At 62.6% G+C, this 19,263-nt stretch carries 16 protein-coding genes; 13 read left to right on the plus strand and 3 right to left on the minus strand.

What is annotated here, in order from left to right; genetic code table 11:
- Nucleotides 1-26: 26 nt before the first annotated feature.
- A complete protein-coding gene (locus FAA97_RS07180; protein WP_136597859.1) occupies nucleotides 27-935 on the minus strand; it encodes a hydrogen peroxide-inducible genes activator in 909 nt (302 codons plus the stop codon).
- Between the two features lie 255 nt (nucleotides 936-1,190).
- On the opposite strand from FAA97_RS07180, the gene katG reads away from it, so the two are divergent.
- From katG to FAA97_RS21055, 13 genes are all read left to right on the plus strand, one after another.
- Nucleotides 1,191-3,365: a catalase/peroxidase HPI gene (gene katG / locus FAA97_RS07185; RefSeq protein ID WP_136597860.1), complete on the plus strand. Its 2,175-nt coding sequence runs from the start codon at nucleotides 1,191-1,193 to the stop codon at nucleotides 3,363-3,365.
- A gap of 356 nt (nucleotides 3,366-3,721) precedes the next feature.
- The gene (locus FAA97_RS07190) at nucleotides 3,722-4,012 is read left to right on the plus strand and encodes a hypothetical protein (protein WP_136597861.1); all 291 of its coding nucleotides are present in this window, start codon (nucleotides 3,722-3,724) and stop codon (nucleotides 4,010-4,012) included.
- 684 nt (nucleotides 4,013-4,696) lie between these two features.
- Nucleotides 4,697-5,659, plus strand: a complete 963-nt coding sequence (gene ytfQ, locus FAA97_RS07195) for a galactofuranose ABC transporter, galactofuranose-binding protein YtfQ (RefSeq protein ID WP_136597862.1) — start codon at nucleotides 4,697-4,699, stop codon at nucleotides 5,657-5,659.
- 114 nt (nucleotides 5,660-5,773) lie between these two features.
- A complete protein-coding gene (locus FAA97_RS07200) occupies nucleotides 5,774-7,294 on the plus strand; it encodes a sugar ABC transporter ATP-binding protein (RefSeq protein ID WP_136597863.1) in 1,521 nt (506 codons plus the stop codon).
- Nucleotides 7,291-8,298 (plus strand): ABC transporter permease, encoded by a 1,008-nt coding sequence (locus FAA97_RS07205; RefSeq protein ID WP_136597864.1) that lies wholly within the window; start codon nucleotides 7,291-7,293, stop codon nucleotides 8,296-8,298. Before FAA97_RS07200 ends, FAA97_RS07205 begins: the two co-directional genes overlap by 4 nt.
- Nucleotides 8,295-9,275, plus strand: a complete 981-nt coding sequence (gene yjfF, locus FAA97_RS07210) for a galactofuranose ABC transporter, permease protein YjfF (protein ID WP_136597865.1) — start codon at nucleotides 8,295-8,297, stop codon at nucleotides 9,273-9,275. Before FAA97_RS07205 ends, yjfF begins: the two co-directional genes overlap by 4 nt.
- On the plus strand, nucleotides 9,272-10,006 hold the full coding sequence (locus FAA97_RS07215; RefSeq protein ID WP_136597866.1) for a FadR/GntR family transcriptional regulator: 735 nt from the start codon (nucleotides 9,272-9,274) through the stop codon (nucleotides 10,004-10,006). The genes yjfF and FAA97_RS07215 overlap by 4 nt, the downstream gene beginning before the upstream one ends.
- A 98-nt stretch (nucleotides 10,007-10,104) precedes the next feature.
- Nucleotides 10,105-11,148, plus strand: a complete 1,044-nt coding sequence (gene bchI, locus FAA97_RS07220) for a magnesium chelatase ATPase subunit I (protein ID WP_136597867.1) — start codon at nucleotides 10,105-10,107, stop codon at nucleotides 11,146-11,148.
- Nucleotides 11,141-12,991: a VWA domain-containing protein gene (locus FAA97_RS07225; protein ID WP_168800953.1), complete on the plus strand. Its 1,851-nt coding sequence runs from the start codon at nucleotides 11,141-11,143 to the stop codon at nucleotides 12,989-12,991. Before bchI ends, FAA97_RS07225 begins: the two co-directional genes overlap by 8 nt.
- Nucleotides 12,988-13,899: an alpha/beta fold hydrolase BchO gene (gene bchO, locus FAA97_RS07230; protein WP_136597869.1), complete on the plus strand. Its 912-nt coding sequence runs from the start codon at nucleotides 12,988-12,990 to the stop codon at nucleotides 13,897-13,899. Before FAA97_RS07225 ends, bchO begins: the two co-directional genes overlap by 4 nt.
- Entirely contained in the window at nucleotides 13,896-15,467 is a 1,572-nt protein-coding gene (locus tag FAA97_RS07235; RefSeq protein WP_136597870.1) for a phytoene desaturase, read from the plus strand. The genes bchO and FAA97_RS07235 overlap by 4 nt, the downstream gene beginning before the upstream one ends.
- Entirely contained in the window at nucleotides 15,464-16,633 is a 1,170-nt protein-coding gene (locus FAA97_RS07240) for a phytoene/squalene synthase family protein (RefSeq protein ID WP_136597871.1), read from the plus strand. Before FAA97_RS07235 ends, FAA97_RS07240 begins: the two co-directional genes overlap by 4 nt.
- On the plus strand, nucleotides 16,626-16,790 hold the full coding sequence (locus FAA97_RS21055) for a hypothetical protein (RefSeq protein WP_168800954.1): 165 nt from the start codon (nucleotides 16,626-16,628) through the stop codon (nucleotides 16,788-16,790). Before FAA97_RS07240 ends, FAA97_RS21055 begins: the two co-directional genes overlap by 8 nt.
- Here the strand turns inward: FAA97_RS21055 and FAA97_RS07245 are convergent.
- Nucleotides 16,787-17,638, minus strand: coding sequence for a carotenoid 1,2-hydratase (locus FAA97_RS07245; RefSeq protein WP_136597872.1), 852 nt, complete (start codon nucleotides 17,636-17,638; stop codon nucleotides 16,787-16,789). The two genes, FAA97_RS21055 and FAA97_RS07245, sit on opposite strands and share 4 nt — an antisense overlap.
- Nucleotides 17,635-19,218 carry a 1-hydroxycarotenoid 3,4-desaturase CrtD gene (gene crtD / locus FAA97_RS07250; RefSeq protein WP_136597873.1) on the minus strand — a complete coding sequence of 528 codons (1,584 nt, stop codon included), beginning with the start codon at nucleotides 19,216-19,218 and terminating at the stop codon, nucleotides 17,635-17,637. Before crtD ends, FAA97_RS07245 begins: the two co-directional genes overlap by 4 nt.
- Between the last annotated feature and the right edge of the window lie 45 nt (nucleotides 19,219-19,263).

The following is a 19,263-nucleotide window of genomic DNA, read 5'->3' on the forward strand; positions in this document are numbered from 1 at the left end:
TCTCGCCTCCGGCCCCTCCGCCAGAATCAACCCGCTGTACAGCCGCAGCGGGTTGCCGCCAGCCGGACAATATCGGCCACTTCGGTCAACTGACGCGCAATCGGGCTTGTCTTGCGCCAGATCATGCCAATGGTCCGGGAGGGTTGCGGGTCCTCGAAATGAGCAACCGACACCTCCGCGGAACGGGTTTCAACCGGCATGGCGATCTCGGGGATGAGGGTAACGCCGATGCCGGCGCCGACCATCTGCACCAGTGTCGACAGCGAGCTGCCGTCGAGGATCTCGCGCGGGCGGGTCGTGCCCATTTCGCAGAAGGAGAGCGCCTGGTCGCGGAAGCAGTGTCCCTCCTCCAGAAGCAACAGGCGCATTTCCCTTAGCCTGTCGCGGCTCGGCACCGGCTTTCCCTCGTCCGCGCGCGGCCGCACCAGCACAAAATTTTCGCGAAAGATTGGTGTTTCCTGCATTGCCGGCTCTGACACTGGCAGCGCAACGATGGCCGTATCAAGCCGCCCTTCATGCAATTCCTGCAAAAGCTTCGGTGTCACGCTCTCGCGGATATGGATATCGAGGCCGCTATTGGCCCGGGTGATGTCGGAGATCATCGCAGGCAGGAGATAGGGCGCGACGGTGGGGATAACGCCGATGCGCAGACGCCCCTGCAACTGGCTCTGGTGAGCGCGGGCGAGGTCGCCGAGCTCATCCACCGACCGCAGCACGTCACGGACCCTGATCACGAATTCTTCGCCAAACGCAGAAAGGCGAACCTGCCGCGCGGCACGTTCGAACAACTCGGCGCCCAGTGCCTGTTCCAGATCCCGGATCTGCACGGAGAGCGCCGGTTGTGAAATTGCGCAGTCTTCAGCGGCTCGGCCAAAATGCCCGTGCCGCGCGAGCGCTTCAAAATACCGCAACTGACGCAAGGTGAAATTTATCATAACCTTTTCCTATGGAACTGATCACTATTTCCAAATTACATTAATCGTCGCGGTTTGCTAGAACGATTCCAGATGAGGCTGAAACTGGGCAGCGACGCCCGGACGGGTGGCCTGTTCGCAAAAGGGGTGGGCAGGTCACGCACGGCGGTAACGGGGTCCCCGGACCGCGTCTCGATTTCATCAGGTCGTAATGCAGGCGTGCTCTAGAACGCCGGGAACGACTGAAAACATGCGGGTTCTTCAAGGAGGTAGATCATGGATACCCTGAGCAAAAAAGGCGCCGGCCAATGTCCGGTCATGCACGGTTCGAACACCGAATCCGGCTCCACTGTCATGGCCTGGTGGCCGAATGCGCTGAACCTCGATATCCTGCATCAGCACGATACGAAGACCAACCCGATGGGCAAGGACTTCAACTATCGTGAGGCCGTCAAGCAGCTCGACGTGGCAGCGCTGAAGGCCGACATGAAGGCCCTGTTCCGCGACAGCCAGGACTGGTGGCCGGCCGACTGGGGTCACTACGGCGGCCTGATGATCCGTCTCGCCTGGCACTCCGCCGGCTCCTATCGCCTGGCCGACGGCCGTGGCGGCGGTGGTACCGGCAACATTCGTTTCGCGCCGCTCAATTCCTGGCCCGACAATGCGAGCCTCGACAAGGCCCGCCGCCTTCTCTGGCCGCTGAAGAAGAAATACGGCAACAAGATCTCCTGGGCCGACCTGATCATCCTCGCCGGCACCGTCGCCTATGAGGACATGGGCCTGAAGACCTTCGGCTTCTCCTTCGGTCGCACCGACATCTGGGGTCCGGAGAAGGACGTCTACTGGGGCGCCGAGAAGGAATGGCTCGCCCCCTCCGACAATCGCTATGACGACGTCTCCAAGCCGGACACGATGGAAAACCCGCTGGCTGCCGTGCAGATGGGCCTCATCTACGTCAATCCGGAAGGCGTGAACGGCAAGCCGGACCCGCTGGCGACCGCCGCCCAGGTTCGCGAAACCTTCGCCCGCATGGCAATGAACGACGAAGAAACCGCAGCTTTGACCGCCGGTGGTCACACCGTCGGCAAGGCCCACGGCAATGGCAGCGCGCAGGCGCTCGGCGTCGAGCCGGAAGCCGGCGACCTGGAAAACCAGGGCTTCGGCTGGATGAACCCGAACCAGAACGGTAAGGCGAGCCTTGCCGTGACCTCGGGTATCGAAGGCGCATGGACGACCAATCCGACGGTCTTCGACATGGGCTATTTCGAGCTGCTGTTCGGCTATGACTGGGAGCTGACCCACAGCCCTGCCGGTGCTCAGCAGTGGCAGCCGATCGGCATCAAGGAAGAGCACATGCCGGTCGATGCGTCCGATCCGTCGATCCGTCGCATGCCGATGATGACCGATGCCGACATGGCGATGAAGGTCGACCCGGCTTACCGCGCCATCTGCGAGCGCTTCATGGCGGACCCGGCCTACTTCCAGGACACGTTTGCTCGCGCCTGGTTCAAGCTGACCCACCGCGACCTCGGCCCGAAGGTCCGCTACATCGGACCGGAAGCACCGACCGAAGACCTGATCTGGCAGGACCCGATCCCGGAAGGTCCGCGCGACTTCGACATCAACGGCGTGAAGGCGAAGATTGCGGCCTCCGGCCTGTCGATCGCCGACCTCGTTTCGACAGCCTGGGACAGCGCCCGCACCTATCGCCAGTCCGACATGCGCGGCGGTGCGAACGGTGCCCGCATCCGGCTCGCCCCGCAGCGCGAATGGGAAGGCAATGAGCCGGCCCGCCTCGGCAAGGTTCTTTCGGTGCTGGAACCGATCGCCGCGGAATTCGGCGCAAGCGTTGCCGACGTCATCGTTCTCGCCGGCAATGTCGGCATCGAGCAGGCCGCCAAGGCTGCCGGCTACGCCGTCACCGTCCCGTTTGCCGCCGGTCGCGGGGATGCCACCGCCGAGCAGACGGATGCGGCAAGCTTTGCGCCGCTTGAGCCGCTGGCCGATGGTTTCCGCAACTGGGCCAAGAAGGACTATGTCGTCAGCCCCGAAGAAATGCTGCTCGACCGCGCCCAGCTGATGGGTCTGACGGGTGCGGAAATGACCGTGCTGCTCGGGGGTCTGCGTGTGCTTGGCACCAATCACGGCGGCACCAATCATGGCGTCTTCACCACCCGCGAAGGCCAGCTGACGAACGATTTCTTCGTCAACCTGACCGACATGGCCTTCACCTGGAAGCCGACGGGCAAGAACTCCTACGACATCTGCGACCGCAAGACGGGTGAGAAGAAGTTCACCGCGACCCGCGCCGATCTCGTTTTCGGTTCGAACTCGGTGCTGCGCGCCTATGCGGAAGTCTATGCCCAGGACGACAACCAGGAGAAATTCGTGACGGATTTCGTCGCCGCCTGGGTGAAGGTGATGAACGCAGATCGCTTCGACCTGCAGTAAGCTGCAGCAAGACTGCATCGCAAAAACGAAGGGCCAGCCGCACCGCGGCTGGCCTTTTTCTTTCGTTGCCATCAATTATGCTCAGAGATCACCCTCTTGCAGCCCGTACTTTGCCGCCTTCTAGGAATGAAGGACCTGCGTAGGCGATTGAAACTCGTGGTATTATGTAGCGAATTTGCCAAAAATTACGATTTTTCGTCGAATTTGGCGTCGTTATCTTCAAATGCAATGTTGCCCGAAGCTGCGTTAAGGTTGCATTTAGTAAAGTTCACACTTCCAATGCCGTTGATTTCCGTGCTACTACAGCCCATGTAGTGGGGACGAACGGATGCCGGGCCGAATTTGCCGGAGACGCCTTGAACAATATCGCTTCACCGCTCGTTAATGTGAGCGGCATAGAATTTGTTCACGGTAGTAACCGTGGGAGTATGAAGATGGATGACAACCCGATCTTTGCTTTGATGTTTGCAGGTTACTTGAGCGTGATGGTCGCCCTCGTTGGCGCAAACGTCGCTCTCATGCTCCTGCGCGTATCTCATAAGGAGAACAGTAGGCTGGCGGCGTTGATCCGTCGCGTCGGTCATCGCCTGTCCTTCTTGCGGCTTGGCGGTGGCAATGGCCGCCGTCATTTGAGCGATCACGCTTGAGCGTCTGGAATTTCGTAACCAATCTCCCCACCTTCTTTTGGTTCGGTTTTCTAGGCAGCATAGCAGTAGAATTGCTTGCAGCGCTCCGTGAGTGCACGGATCTCGGTGGTGCGATGCCACCGAGATACAAGAAATTTCCCTTTCTGCTTTTCCGGCTTAGCTTTGCGTTTGTCGCAGGCTCTGTCGCAATAATGATGGACGCCGCCAGCCAACTCTCCGCGTTTTACCTGGGAGCGAGTGCCCCGCTCTTCCTTGACAAATTACAGCGTGGCGTCGACCCCAACACAAACGGGTCCTGATTCAAGCCTTCCAAACGCAATCGGTGAACGCCGATCGTATCCATGCACATCATGAGAAGGCTGAGGTGACTTTGCCTCGTCTCAATCGCGGCGGGCCATTTCCGTGCACGGTGTCTTGCTGCGAAATAGCGGCCTGCGGTGCAGCGATGCGCGCCTTGCACCCGTGGGCTGATAGGGATGCTGCAAGGAAGGAAGACCCGGCTTTCGCGGAGCAACAAGCAGCTCTCTCAAGTCTGGATGCCCAACACGGCAGGACGCGCCGGATCGCAAATGCTGCACCGCACAACATATAATAGTACTTTTGCGCTTTACAGTCGAAATTCTTCGGCTTACATATTTCTGCGGCACCAGGGAGGTGGTGTCGCAATTTTTGGGAGGACTATTCATGACATTTCTTCGCAAGCTTGCGCTCGGCGCAAGCGTGATCGCGCTCGGCTGCTCTTCAGCTGTTGCCGCAGACATGACCGTCGGCTTCTCGCAGATCGGCTCTGAATCCGGTTGGCGCGCCGCTGAAACCTCGGTCACCAAGATGGAGGCCGAGAAGCGCGGCATCGATCTGAAATTCGCCGATGCCCAGCAGAAACAGGAAAACCAGATCAAGGCTATCAGAGGCTTCATCGCCCAGGGTGTTGACGCCATTCTCGTTGCTCCGGTGGTTGCCACCGGTTGGGAAGAGGTCCTGACGGAAGCCAAGGAAGCCGAAATTCCGGTCGTCCTGCTCGACCGCGGCGTCGATGCGCCTCAGGACCTCTACCTCACGTCCGTCGCATCGGACCAGGTGAAGGAAGGCCGCGTTGCCGGCGAATGGCTGGCGAAGACCGTCGGCGACAAGCCGTGCAAGGTCGTCGAACTTCAGGGCACCGTTGGCTCGACCCCTGCCATCAACCGCAAGAAGGGCTTCGAAGAAGCCATCGCCGGTAAGTCGAACATTACCATTGCCCGCAGCCAGACCGGCGACTTCACTCGCTCCAAGGGCAAGGAAGTCATGGAAGGCTTCCTGAAGGCCGAAAATGGCGGTAAGGACATCTGCGCCATGTACGCCCACAACGACGACATGGCCGTCGGCGCCATCCAGGCGATCAAGGATGCCGGCCTGAAGCCGGGCACTGACATCCTCGTCGTCTCGATCGACGCCGTTCCGGATATCTTCGCCGCCATGGTTGCCGGTGAGGCCAATGCAACGGTCGAGCTGACGCCGAACATGGCAGGACCGGCCTTCGACGCGCTTGACGCCTTCAAGAAGGACGGAAAGCAGCCGGAGAAGTTCATCATCACCGAGTCCAAGCTCTACACCCCTGCCGATGATCCGCAGGGCGAGTACGATCGCCGCAAGGGCCTTGGCTACTGATTGACCTCTCTGGTGCGGTCCCGCCACCTTCCTGACCGGTGGCGGGACTTTTCCGCACTTTTGCTGGACCGCTCAAGCGGCTAGCCTTCGGGGCGATCGAGGGAACAACAGACCATGACAACAAATGATGGCGCGGTGCTCGCAGCTGAGGGCATCACCAAGCGCTTTGGCACCCAGACAGCACTGGATGCCGTCCATTTTTCGCTGCGGCGCGGCGAAGTGCACGCACTTCTTGGTGAAAATGGTGCCGGCAAATCGACGCTGATCAAGATCCTGACGGGCGCCTATATTCCCGACGGCGGCACGATCCGGGTTGACGGCGATCCCGTTTCCTTCACCACGCCGCAGCAGGCGCAAGCGCTTGGCATCGGCACCGTCTACCAGGAGGTCAATCTCCTGCCGAACATGACGGTGATGGACAACCTCTTCATCGGCCGCCAGCCGACGCGGTTCGGCCTTGTCGACCGCAATGCGATGACAAAGGCTGCCCGTGACATTCTCGCCCGCTACGGTCTCGATATCGACGTGCGCGCCGAACTGTCGACCTTTTCCGTGGCCATCCAGCAGATCGTCGCCATCGCCCGCGCCGTCGAACTTTCCGGCAAAGTGCTGATCCTCGACGAGCCGACCGCCAGCCTCGATCGCCATGAGGTCGAAAAACTCTTCGAAATCATTCGCAATCTGCGTGCCGACGGCCTTGCGATCGTCTTCATCACCCATTTCCTCGACCAGGTTTTCGAGCTTTCCGACCGTGTGACGGTGCTGCGCAATGGTAAGCTGATCGGCACGGAGCCGATCGCCAACATCGACCGGACGCAGCTGGTGCGCATGATGCTCGGCAAGGATCTCGTCTTCCCGCATCATGATGTGGCAGGCGAAGAGGCCGCGGTCGGAGAGCGGCTGATGTCGTTTGCCAATTTCGGTCTGGCAGGCAAGGTGCACCCCTTCACGCTCGACATCCACAAGGGCGAGGTCATCGGCGTCGCCGGCCTGCTGGGCTCCGGTCGCACGGAAATGGCGCGGCTGATGTTCGGCGTCGACCAGGCGGATTGCGGCACGCTCACCATCGACGGCAAGACGGCCGTCGTGGCATCACCGCGTGACGGCGTCGAGCTCGGCTTCGGCTTCTGTCCGGAAGACCGCAAGATCGACGGCATTTTTGGCGAACTCTCGGTGCGCGAGAACATCGTCATCGCCATGCAAGCCCGGCTCGGCTGGTTCCGGGCGCTCAATCGCGACGAACAGCTTGAGATCGCCGGCAATTTCATCGAGGCGCTCGACATCCGCACGGCTTCGGCCGAACTGCCGGTCAAGCTTCTGTCCGGCGGCAACCAGCAGAAGGTCATCCTTGCCCGCTGGCTTGCCACCGATCCGCGCTTCCTCATCCTCGACGAGCCGACGCGCGGCATCGATGTCGGCGCCCATGCCGAAATCGTCCGCATGATCACCCGGCTTCGCGAAGACGGGCTGGCGCTGGTCGTCATATCCTCGGAACTGGACGAAATCGTCAGCTATTCCTCGCGCGTCATCGTCATGCGCGACCGGGCCATGGTGGCGGAACTGCACGGCGCCGATATCACGCCGTCCGTCATTGTGCGCACGATTGCAGAACAGCCGCATGGAGAGCCGGCATGAAGAGATTTTCGCCCGCCTCGATCCTCAAGCCGCAGCTTCTGGCGCTTCTCGGCATCCTGCTGTTCAACTGGATGCTGTTTCCCGGCTTCTTCAATGTCACCTGGCAGGATGGCAGGCTGTTCGGCAGCCTGATCGATGTGCTCAATCGCGGAGCGCCGGTGGCGATCCTTGCCATCGGCATGACGGCGATCATCGCCACCAAGGGTGTCGATCTCTCGGTCGGTGCCGTCATGGCGGTGGCCGGTGCGGTTGCTGCCACCTGCGCGGTCTCCGGCCAGCCGCTCATCGTGACGCTCGCCGCAGCCCTTGCCATCGGTGTTGCCTGCGGCCTCTGGAACGGCGCGCTCGTTGCCTTTCTCGGTATCCAGCCCTTCGTCGCGACCCTCGTGCTGATGGTCGCGGGGCGCGGCCTTGCGCAGCTGATTACCGAGGGCTCGATCGTCACCTTTTCCGATCGTGCCCTGATCTTCGTCGGCACAGGCTCGCTCTTCGGCCTGCCCATGCCCGCCGTCATCGCCTTTGTCCTGATGATCGCCGCCCATCTCCTGATGCGGCGCACGGCGCTCGGCCTCTTCGTCGAAGCCATCGGCACCAATCTGTCGGCGGCCAACTATACCGGCCTCAGCAGCCGTACCGTGATCCTTGCGATCTATGGTTTCGGCGGCTTCTGCGCCGGGATTGCCGGCGTCATCGCGGCAGCCGATATCAGAGGAGCGGACGCCAACAATGCCGGCCTCTGGCTCGAACTCGACGCGATCCTCGCGGTCGTCATCGGCGGGACGTCGCTGATGGGCGGACGCTTCTCGATCCCGATGTCAGTGCTCGGCGCCATCATCATCCAGGCGATGAATACCGGTATCCTGGTTTCGGGATTCCGGCCCGAATTCAACCTCATCGTCAAGGCCGGCGTGATCATCCTGATCCTGGTGCTGCAATCCGACCGCATCGGCGAGATCGTCTCGCGCCGTCTGGGTCAGTCTAGACTTACGGAAAAGACCCGATGAACCCGCGTTATCGTCCCCTTGTTGCCACCACCGTCATCTTCATCGTTGCCTATGCCATCTGTATTTTCCAGTATCCGGCCATGTGGTCGACGCGGGTGTTCGGCAATTTCCTGACCGACAATGCCTTTCTCGGCATTGCGGCCGTCGGCGCCACCTTCGTCATCATTTCCGGCGGCATCGACCTTTCCGTCGGTGCGGTAATCGGGTTGACCGGCGTTGTCACCGCCGTGCTGATCACCTGGTTCGGGCTGCATCCGCTCGCCGTCTTTGCCATCGTGCTTGCCTTCTCCGCCGCCTTCGGTGCCGGCATGGGCGCTGCGATCCACTTCCTGCGCGTGCCGCCCTTCATCGTGACGCTGGCCGGCATGTTCCTCGCCCGCGGTCTCGCCTCGGTGCTGACGCAGGATTCCATTCCGATCAACCACGAATTCTACAAGTTCATCTCGACGCTCTATTACAAGCTGCCGGGCGGCGGGCGGCTCAGCGCCATCGGTCTGCTGATGCTCTTCGTCTTCCTCGTCTGCGGTTTCATCGCACACAAGACGCGCTTCGGCTCTTACGTCTATGCGATCGGCGGCAATCCGACATCGGCGGCGTTGATGGGGGTTCCGGTTGCCCGCACCACGATCGGCATCTATGCGCTTGGCTCCTTCCTCGGCGGTCTCTCGGGCATCGTCTATTCGCTCTACACCTCGGCCGGTTACCCGCTTGCCGCCGTCGGCATCGAACTTGACTCGATTGCAGCCGTGGTGATAGGCGGAACCCTGCTGACCGGGGGCTATGGCTTCATCTTCGGCACGCTTATCGGCGTCATGCTGCAGGGCCTCGTCCAGACCTATATCGTCTTCGACGGCACGCTCTCCAGCTGGTGGACCAAGATCGCCATCGGGATCCTTCTCTTCATGTTCATCCTGCTGCAGAAGCTCGTCTTCACGGCACAGACCGGGCGCAAACGCCTGAAGAAGGGCATGGCATGAGCGAACCAGGGAGCCTGCTTCGCTCCCTTTCCGGACGCGTGGCGGCACGGAATTTCCACTCCCACGTGATCAATGAAATCGGCATAGGCGTGATCTCGGGCCGGTTCCCGATCGGCACGACATTGCCCAACGATGCTGCCCTGATCGACGAATTCGGCGTCTCCCGCACCGTGCTGCGCGAGGCGCTGAAGACGCTCGAGGCCAAGGGATTGCTGGAGGCGCGGCCGAAGGTCGGCACCAAGGTCGCCAAGAAAAGTCGGTGGAACCTCTTCGATCCGCAGGTGCTTGCCTGGCATCTCTCGGCCCCGCCCGACGAGGAGTTCCTGCGCGGGCTTGCCGAAACGCGCCAGGCGCTGGAACCGCTCGCAGCCGGGCATGCAGCCGAGCGGCGCACCGCCGACAATCTGCGCCTGATGCATTACTGGATCCGACAGATGGAAATGTCGCTCGACCAGCCGCTCAACTTCTGTCTCGCCGATTTCGAACTGCATCGCATCGTCGCCGATGCCTCGCACAATCCCTTCATGCGGGCGCTTTACGGTGTGATCGAACTCTCCCACGCCTTTGCCTATCAGCGGGCGGTGGCCGAACCCCGGGACGGCGAGCTTCAACCCTTCGTCCATCTGCATCGCGATCTCGTGCACGCGATCGAACGCGGCAAGGCCGCAGATGCGCAGGCCGCCATGCTGGGGCTTATCGATTTCGAAGCCGAGTTCGCCGCAGCCGGCTGAGTTCGCCGATCGATCCGGCATAAATTTCCCTCACCCTCTTCAAACGGACAGCAAAAAGTGTAAACTTGACTTTACACTCAAGCTTGAGGCGGGGATTTATGGCCAAACCATTCCCATTTGCCGCGATCGTCGCGCAGGAGGACATGAAGAAGGCCCTCCTGATGGCCGCGGTCGAGCCACTGCTTGGCGGCGTGCTGATCTTCGGCGACCGCGGCACGGGTAAGTCCACCGCCGTACGCGCACTGACGGAGCTGCTGCCGGCCATCGAGACGCGTGAGGGCTGCCGCTACAATTGCCTGCCCGCCCAGCCGCAATCCGCCTGCACCGTGTGTAACCCGGTCCATGGTCGCAAGCCGCCGCCGATCTTGAAACGTCGTGCGCCAATGATCGACCTGCCGCTCGGGGCGACCGAGGATCGCGTTTGCGGTTCGCTCGACATCGAGAAGGCACTCGTCGCGGGGGAGAAACATTTCGAACCGGGCCTGCTGGCGGCCGCCAATCGCGGCTTTCTCTATATCGACGAGATCAACCTCCTTGAGGATCACCTGGTCGATCTTCTCCTCGATGCGGCGGCATCAGGGGTCAATGTCGTCGAACGCGAGGGCTTGAGTATCCGCCACGCGGCACGTTTCGTGCTGGTCGGCAGCGGCAACCCGGAGGAAGGCGATCTTCGCCCGCAATTGCTGGATCGGTTCGGCCTTTCGGTCGATGTCCGCACCATCGACGATCTCTCCCAGCGGATCGAGGTCATCCGGCGGCGAGACGCCTACGAAACCGACCCCCTGGCCTTCTGTGATCTCTGGGCCAAGCGTGATGCTGCAATCGGTCGACGTGTCACCGCGGCACGCAAGATCCTGCGGCAGGTCGAGATCCCGGATGCTGTCGTCATGCGGATGTCGCAGCTCTGCCTGCGGCTCGGGATCGACGGCATGCGCGGCGAGCTGACCCTGATGCGTGCAAGCCGGGCGGCGGCGGCACTTGCCGGGCGCCATACCGTCACCTGGGACGATGTCTTTGATATCGCCCCGATGGTGCTCTGCCACCGCCTGCGCCGAGATCCCCTTGATGATGCGGGGTCGACACCCCGGGTGGAGCGGGCGCTCGCCACCCTCGACGCCGGGCCTGGACTCGGCCATGGCTGAGCTCGGGCCCCACGACGCTTTCCTACGGGCCCTTGACAGCAAGGGGGCTGCGTCATGGGCCGACGCCTTGCTTGTCATTGACCTGCTTGGCCTTGGCGGCAGCGCGCTTGGCGGCGTCTGGCTGAAGGCGCGAGCCGGTGGCGTACGCGACCTTTTCCTCACGCGGCTGCAGGCGCGGCTCGGTCCCGATGTCCGCTGGACACGACTGCCACCAGGCAGCGCGATCTTGAACCTCACCGGCGGGATCGATCTTGCCGCAACGGCAGCTACGGGCCGCCTGCAGCGCCAGCAAGGTCTCTTGGCGCTGGCGCAAGGCGGCGTGCTCATGGTTTCGATGGCTGAGCGTCTCGATCCCTCGCTGGCCGCAATGGTGGCGACGGCGATGGATGATGCCTCCTCGCCGGGCTTCCTGCTGGTCGCCATCGACGAGTCACTTGAGGACGAGGCAGCCCTCTCCCAGACGCTTGGCGACAGGCTTGCCCTGCGCATCGATCTCGATGGCATCGGCTGGCATCACGTGGGCGGTGAGGCTCCTTCGGTGGCGCGCGGCGCACCGACAGTCGACGCCTGGCGCGGCATCGACATCGATGACCGTCTGCTGAAGGGTCTGGCTTCGCTGGCGGAACTTGCGGGGCATCGCTCGCCACGCATGCTTTCGCACCTCGCCCGCACGGCACGCCTTTTTGCACTGCATGAGGGGCGCCCGGCCGTCGAAGAAGCGGATGCGCTGACCGCCCTTCGCTTGTGTCTCGGCATCAGCATTGCGCCTCAATCCACGACCGCGGAGACGGAGAACAACGAGCCACCGCCGCCACCCTCAGGCGATGCCGGATCCGCCTCCGAGACGGCCACCTCCAACAGCGACGTCCATGACGACTGCAGCGCTGAAGCGCAACCGACCAAGCTCGATGCCCTGACGGACCTGCTTGCGGCAGTGCAGGCCGGATCACTGGTGGCAGATCCCTGGCTATCTGTCAGTCAGCGTCCGTCTCGCAACGCTGGATCCGTGGGAAAATCCGGCAGCTTGGCCAAGAATGCGCGACGCGGACGCCCCTACGGCATAGGCCTCTCACCGCCCTATGCACAGGCGCGACCCGATATCGTTGCGACGCTGCGGGCCGCAGCTCCTTTCCAGAGGATCAGGGCTGCGCAGCGCGCTACTCTTGTTGCGGCAACTTTACCCTCAACGCCCTGCGGGATGGCCAACGGGTCAGGTTCGCCACGCGCCTTCGTTAGCCGCGAGGACTTCCGCTATGTGCGGCTGCGCCATGCCGCGCCTTCGACTGCCATCTTCATCGTCGACGCCTCCGGCTCGACGGCGCTGGAGCGGCTCGGCGAAACGAAAGGTGCCATCGAGAGCCTGCTTGCCCGCTGCTACATCCGCCGCGACGAGGTGGCGCTTGTCGCCTTTCACGGCACAGGGGCAGAGCTGTTGCTTGCCCCGACCCGCTCGCTGACCGCAGCAAAACGGACACTCGCGGCCCTGCCGGGTGGAGGCCCGACACCGCTTGCGGCCGGGCTGAAAGCCGGCCTCGAACTCGCGATTTCGGTCGAACGCCGCGGCAGCACGCCTATCCTCGTGCTGTTGACCGACGGCAGCGGCAACATTGCCCTTGATGGCAGACCCGATCGCGCTGTCGCCGCCGAGGAGGTGCAACGATTGGCGACCAACTGCAGGATGCATGCGTTCAAGACGATCTGCATCGACATCGCCAGACGCCCGCGCGACAGCGTTGCGAACCTTTCCCGTCTGCTGGGCGCTGATCTGCATATTCTGCGTCGGGCCGATGCAGGGCGCATTTCGCATCTCGTCGATCGCTCCATGCAGGAGGCCCAGGCATGATCAGGGCACAGGACGGGCTGGATTGGGAAACGGATGGCCGCACCTGGCCCAACCGCAGTGCAAGCCGCTTCATCACGACGGCGTCATGCCACTGGCATGTTCAGATTTCCGGACCTGAGAGCGCCCCCATCATCCTGCTTCTGCACGGCACGGGTGCAGCCTCCCATTCCTGGCGGCATCTTCTGCCACTCCTCGCCACCCGCTTTCGTGTGGTGGCACCCGATCTGCCGGGCCATGGCTTTACCCGTCCGCAGGAGCCTGTCGATCTCTCGCTTGCAGGCATGGTCCAGAGCCTGACGGAACTGCTAGGAGAGTTTGATCGCTGCCCCGTGATCGTGGTTGGCCATTCCGCCGGTGCAGCCATTGCTGTGACGCTTGCCGCCAGCCACGCGAATGCCGTGCCCCGCCATGTGATCGGGATCAATGGCGCCTTTCTGCCGATCAGGGGCAATGCGCTGTTCTCACCCCTTGCCAAGGCGCTGTTTGCCAACCCCTTTTCAGCGTCGATGTTCTCGCTGATGTCCCGCGTTACGCCGCTGGGCGGCAACCTGCTCACGGCAACCGGCTCTGACATCGATCAGGAAGGCCGCTCAATCTATCGCCTGCTGCTATCCTCCCCGGCCCATGTCCGTGGCGCGCTTGGCATGATGGCGGCCTGGGATCTCTCGCGTTTCGATGCGACGCTGCAGCGACTGCCCTTCCCGATGACCCTGATCGCGGCCAGGGACGACCCTATGGTGCCGATCGAGAACTCCGTTCATGCCGCAGGCCAGGCAACCGGCAGCCGCCTCGTGCTGACAGACCGCGGCGGCCACCTGCTGCATGAATGCCGTGCCGCCGACATTGCCCGCTGGATCGACGAGGCAATCAGCGAACAGAAGAGACCCGATGGAGCGGATGCAGCATGAACATTGCAGGTCGCTTCGCAAAACCAAGACCTGATCCCGCCGATATCAGGCCGCATGCGGTCATCATCGGCGCTGGCGTCGGCGGGCTTGCCACCGGTGCCCTCCTCGGCGCCAAAGGCTACCGCGTCACCATCGTCGATCCGCTGGACGAGCCCGGTGGTCGCGCCTATGCGCATCGGCAAGACGGCTTCACCTTCGACGCGGGCCCCACCATCATCACGGCACCCTGGCTTTTCGAAAACCTCTGGCGGGACTGCGGCGGAAAATTAAGCGACGACGTCGAGTTGAGGGCCAATACGCCCTTCTACCGCGTCCGTTTCGACGATGGCACGGTCTTTGACTATTCCGGCGATCGTACGGCGATGGAAGCGCAGATCGGTCTTATCGAACCGCAGGATGTCGCGGGCTATCGCAGCTTCCTGGAGGAAAGCCGGCGCATCTACGAAGTGGCCTTCGAGCAGTTGGCGCACAAGCCCTTTCACAGCCTCCTGTTTACCGCAAAGACGCTGGCCGGGCTTGTTCGGCTTGGCGGTTATCGCTCGGTCTATTCGGTCGTCTCGAAACATTTCAGAAGCGACAAGCTTCGGACGCTGTTTTCCTTCCACCCGCTGCTGATCGGCGGCAATCCCTTTTCGGCCACGTCCTTCTACTGCCTGATTGCCCATCTCGAGGGTAAATACGGCGTGCATCATGCGATCGGCGGCACCAACGCGCTGGTGCGCGGCATCGCCTCTCTGGTCACTCGAAATGGCGGCAGCATTCGGCTGCGAGAAACGGTGCGCGAGATCGAGACGGAAGGACGCCGAGCGACCGGCGTTCGTCTCGCGTCGGGCGAGCGTCTGTCCTCCGACATCGTCATTTCCAATGCCGACCCAGCCACCACCTATGGCGCGCTTCTGAAAAGCCATCCCCGCCGGCGCTGGACGGATGCCAAGCTTGCCCGTGGAGACTATTCCATGAGCCTCTTCGTCTGGTATTTCGGCACCAACAGGCGCTATGACGATGTCCTGCATCACACCATGCTGTTTGGACCACGCTATCGCGGCCTGCTGGATGACATCTTTCGCAAACACAGGCTTGCCGAGGATTTCAGTCTCTACCTGCATCGCCCGACTGCCAGCGATCGGTCGCTCGCCCCGCCCGGCTGCGACACCTTTTACGTGCTGAGCCCCGTGCCCAACCTTGCAAGCGGCACCGACTGGAGCGAAGCAGCAGAACGCTATCGGCAGAAGATCGAGGCGCGTCTGCACGAAACGATCCTGCCGGATCTCTCACGCCACATCGTCAGCTCGCGCATTGCAACACCGCTCGACTTCAGGGAGCGCCTGCTGTCCTGGCAGGGGGCCGCCTTCGCGCTTGAACCCAAGCTCTTCCAGAGCGCCTGGTTTCGTCCCCACAACAAAAGCGAGGAACTCGACAACCTCTATCTCTGCGGTGCCGGCACCCACCCGGGTGCCGGTCTGCCCGGCGTCGTTTCCTCGGCCCGCATCGTCGCCGATCTGGTGCCGGATCCAGCTCGCCTTCTGGCCGGGACCTGGCATCGCCAGACAGGGGAGACGCATCTATGACCCTTGCCGACAGCACATCCTTGGACAGCCTGCTTGCACGTCCGCTCGCCCGCCGGCCGATCCTGGTGAACTACGGCTTTTCGGGCGATTTCGAGGACCAGAAAGCCTGTTCGGCCGCCATCCGCCGTGGCTCGAAATCCTTCCATCTCGCATCTCTTCTCCTTCCCCGGGAGACACGCCGGGCTGCCCGAGCGCTCTACGCCTTCTGCCGCCATTCGGACGATCTGATCGACGATCCGAAAAGCGGCATGCCCGCGCTTACACGCCTGCGTGAACGCCTTGATCGCATCTATCGCGGCGATCCAGCACCCTTCGCCTGCGACCGGGCCTTTGCCCGGGTCGTGCATGATCACGCCATCGCAAAGCCCATCGTGGAGGCCCTGCTCGATGGCTTTGCCATGGATCTCGAAGGTGATCGCCACCAGACGATCGAAGATGTTAAGGCCTACGCGACATGTGTTGCCGCAAGCGTCGGGCTGATGATGGCGTCGGTCATGGGCGTCGGTGATCGGGCAGCACTTGCTCGAGCGGCCGATCTCGGCATTGCCATGCAGTTGACAAACATCGCCCGCGATGTCGGGGAAGACGCGCGCAACGGACGCCTTTACCTGCCTCTCGACTGGCTCGCCGAAGAGGGCATTGATGCAGATGCCTTCCTGCGCAATCCGCGCCACACACCGGCCCTTGCTGTCGTGGTCAAGCGGCTGCTGGATGACGCCGCGCGCCATTACCGGCTGGGGCATGCCGGCATCCCGAGCCTGCCGAAACCATGTCGGCATGCCATCCGTACGGCAGCCCTTGTTTATGAGGCCATCGGCACGGCGATTGCGGCCAATGGCTATGACAGCGTGACACTTCGGGCGACGACGGGACTTGGCACGAAACTCGGCCTGCTGCTCCGTGCCCGGCGCGAAGATATGCGCTTTGCGGCGACTTCCGTGCGGGATCTGCACAGCCAGACAGATCCCGCCGCCCGCGACCTTGTGACGCTCAGCGCGATGCAGCCCGAAAGCCGCCTGGCAGGAACGATCCCTGTGGCAAACATCCAGACTGAAGCGGCGATAGGGCGGGTCACCACGATCCTGCTGCGTCTCCATGGCGATGCACAGCGTGAGACACGCAGACACCGCGAGACCGCGCGGGAAAGGGCGGCGAGCCTTGTTTGAGAACTATTTCGGCATCATCGAAGCAATCTTCGTCTTCAGTCTCGCCATCGCATTTTATGTCTGGCAGATGCGCGATCTCAAGAAGGAGAAGGCGAAAGCCGAAGCGCGCGCCCGCGAGGCGGCTCAGAAGACAGCCAGCGAGACGGAAGAGGCTTAAGCCCGGCGAGGCATTCGAAACGGAAGCATCAGCCTGACGATTGGCATGGCGAGCCGCCGACAATCGAGCGTCTCATGCATCATCCTGACCCGATCGCCAAAAAGCACGGTCTCGACCAGCGACCGACGATAGAAGGGCGTATCTTCGCAGGCCGCTGCCAAAGTGGGCCTTTCCGTTTCGTCGCAGGCGATCCCTCCCCCCACGCCCCAGAAACCGCGCTTGAGGCGCTGACGGTTGGGTGGCTTAAATTGCACAACGACGCCGCTCTCCGAATACGTGAGCCCGAAGCGGTTGTTTTCACCGTTTCCCCGGATGGAATCGTAAAGCAGGATCGCCCGCCCATCCGCCGTTTTGCCGCGTGCCCAGTCCCAACCGGCGAAATCGGCTTCGAGCGGCCGGCTGCCGAAGTTCATATCGTGATAGCCTTGCCCGACCCAGCCACCATTCGACATTGCATCACAGGAGACACTGACCAGCCCAGTCGGTGCCACGGGCTGCCAGCTATGGCGCCCCTCCGGATCGAGTGCATAGGCTATATCCGCGAGAAAAGCCGGCTCAAGCTCGATTCTGCCGCGCATCCGCCTGGGCAGGAGGCGTTGCCCCGGCCACGGCAGAAAAGTCTCGTCAAAGGCAATCGCAATCAGCCGCCCGTCGAAGCGGATCGAGGATTTGCCAATATGCAGGCACGAGCGATCGCGGCTGAGGGCTGCGCGCCCCCGCTCCGTCATCGCCCAGGCATGGCCGTCCGGCCCATAAAGCGCGACATTGAAGGTCACGTGATTTTCCGGATCGCGCCGGCCCGACCAGTGATAATAGGGCGAGAAGACCGAGCCGATGAAGGCGATCACGGTGAAGGCGAAACGCCCACAATCGCTCGTTCCGTCGACATACCACCAGTGATAGCCGCCGGGCGGGACCGCCTGATCAAAGGCCGGTCCGCCATCACCCTTTCGGCTGCGAGCCGGCCCGAGATCGCCGCCATCGGCAAACCCGGCCCCGGATGCACGCTGCCCCCCGCCAGATAAAGCCCCCGTAGCGGCCCCAGCGATCCCGGCCGGGCGAAGGACGCCATCCAGCCGTGCGAGGCCATCCCGTAAAGCGCCCCGCCCGTCGCCGGATAGAGGTCCGCGAAGCGATCCGGCGTCGTGATGTTCGGTGGCTCTGTTTGGTTCGAAAGGGTGAGACCGTTCATCGCGAGCCTCATATCCATGCTGTTGAGACATGCGCTGACCTCACTTTCGTCGAGCCGGTGCCGATCGCCATTCGCCGGCAGGTTCATGAGTGTGTAGATGCGCTCCGGACCGGAATGCTGCTGCGTCGGTTGACCGGCAGCATTGCGGTCCTGAGCACAGAGATAGACCGTCGGATCCGCCGGCGGCCGACCTTGCGAGAAGATAGCCTCGAACTCCCGCTGGTAGTCGTCGGAGAAAAATACCGTGTGGTGGGCAAGCGGGGCGCCGGACGGCTCTGCCAGCCGACAGGAGACGAGGGCAGACAGGGAGTGCTGCCCCTCGCTCCTTGGGCCGCCTTGCGAGAGGCCGAGGAGACGCGGCAGGGCCGCGACATCACCGTTATAGACAATCTGACGCGCTGGAATCCGGCGTCCAGAGCGGGTAACGACCGCAGCGACAGCCCGCCGGGACGGATCGGCCACGATCTCGGTGACGGCATCGCCGTAGCAGAACTCGACGCCGAGCGAGACGGCGACCTGCTCCAGGCGGGCAGCGAGCGCCCGGACGCCACCCTGTACCGTCCAGACGCCTTCCTGCTCGACATGCGCGACAAGCATCAGCGTGGCTGGGGAAAGATAGGGCGAGGAACCGCAATAGGTCGCATAGCGCGCAAAGAGTTGCCGAAGCCTGATATCGGCAAAATACCCGCCCAGCGCAGACCAGAGGGTCGAGAAAGGCTTGATCGCAAAAAGATCGCCGGGGCGGCCAAGGCCGATCCGGCGCGACAGCGACACAGGATTGGGGCGCGGCGCATCGATAAAGCTGTCCTTGAGCACCTCATAGACACGGCGACTATCCGCCGCAAAACGGCGATAGCCATCCGCCTCTCGCCTGCCGGCGAAATCGCAGATCGCCCGGATCGTTTCCATCTGGTCGGCATGCAGGTCAAGGCAGGCCCCGCCCCGCCAGTAGTGCCGGGCAATGACAGAGGAGGGAATGAGCGTAAGCTCATCGTCGAGCCTGCGCCCTGCGGCAGAAAACAGTGCCTCGAAGACCCATTTCATTGTCAAAACGGTTGGGCCTGCATCGAATGCCTGACCGGCCACCTCAACCCTGCGCATCTTTCCGCCGGGCCCGTTCTGCCCTTCGCACACAATCACGCGGTAGCCTGCCGCCGCCAGCCTGATGGATGCAGAAAGCCCTGCCATGCCGGCCCCGATCACCAGCACCGCAGACGCCTCTTGCGAATTCGACATGGCCCCTCCTCGGCGCAGTTGACTTACCGGAGAAATCTGTCAATT

The sequence above is a fragment of the Peteryoungia ipomoeae genome (genome assembly GCF_004912165.1).
Taxonomy (GTDB): domain Bacteria; phylum Pseudomonadota; class Alphaproteobacteria; order Rhizobiales; family Rhizobiaceae; genus Allorhizobium; species Allorhizobium ipomoeae.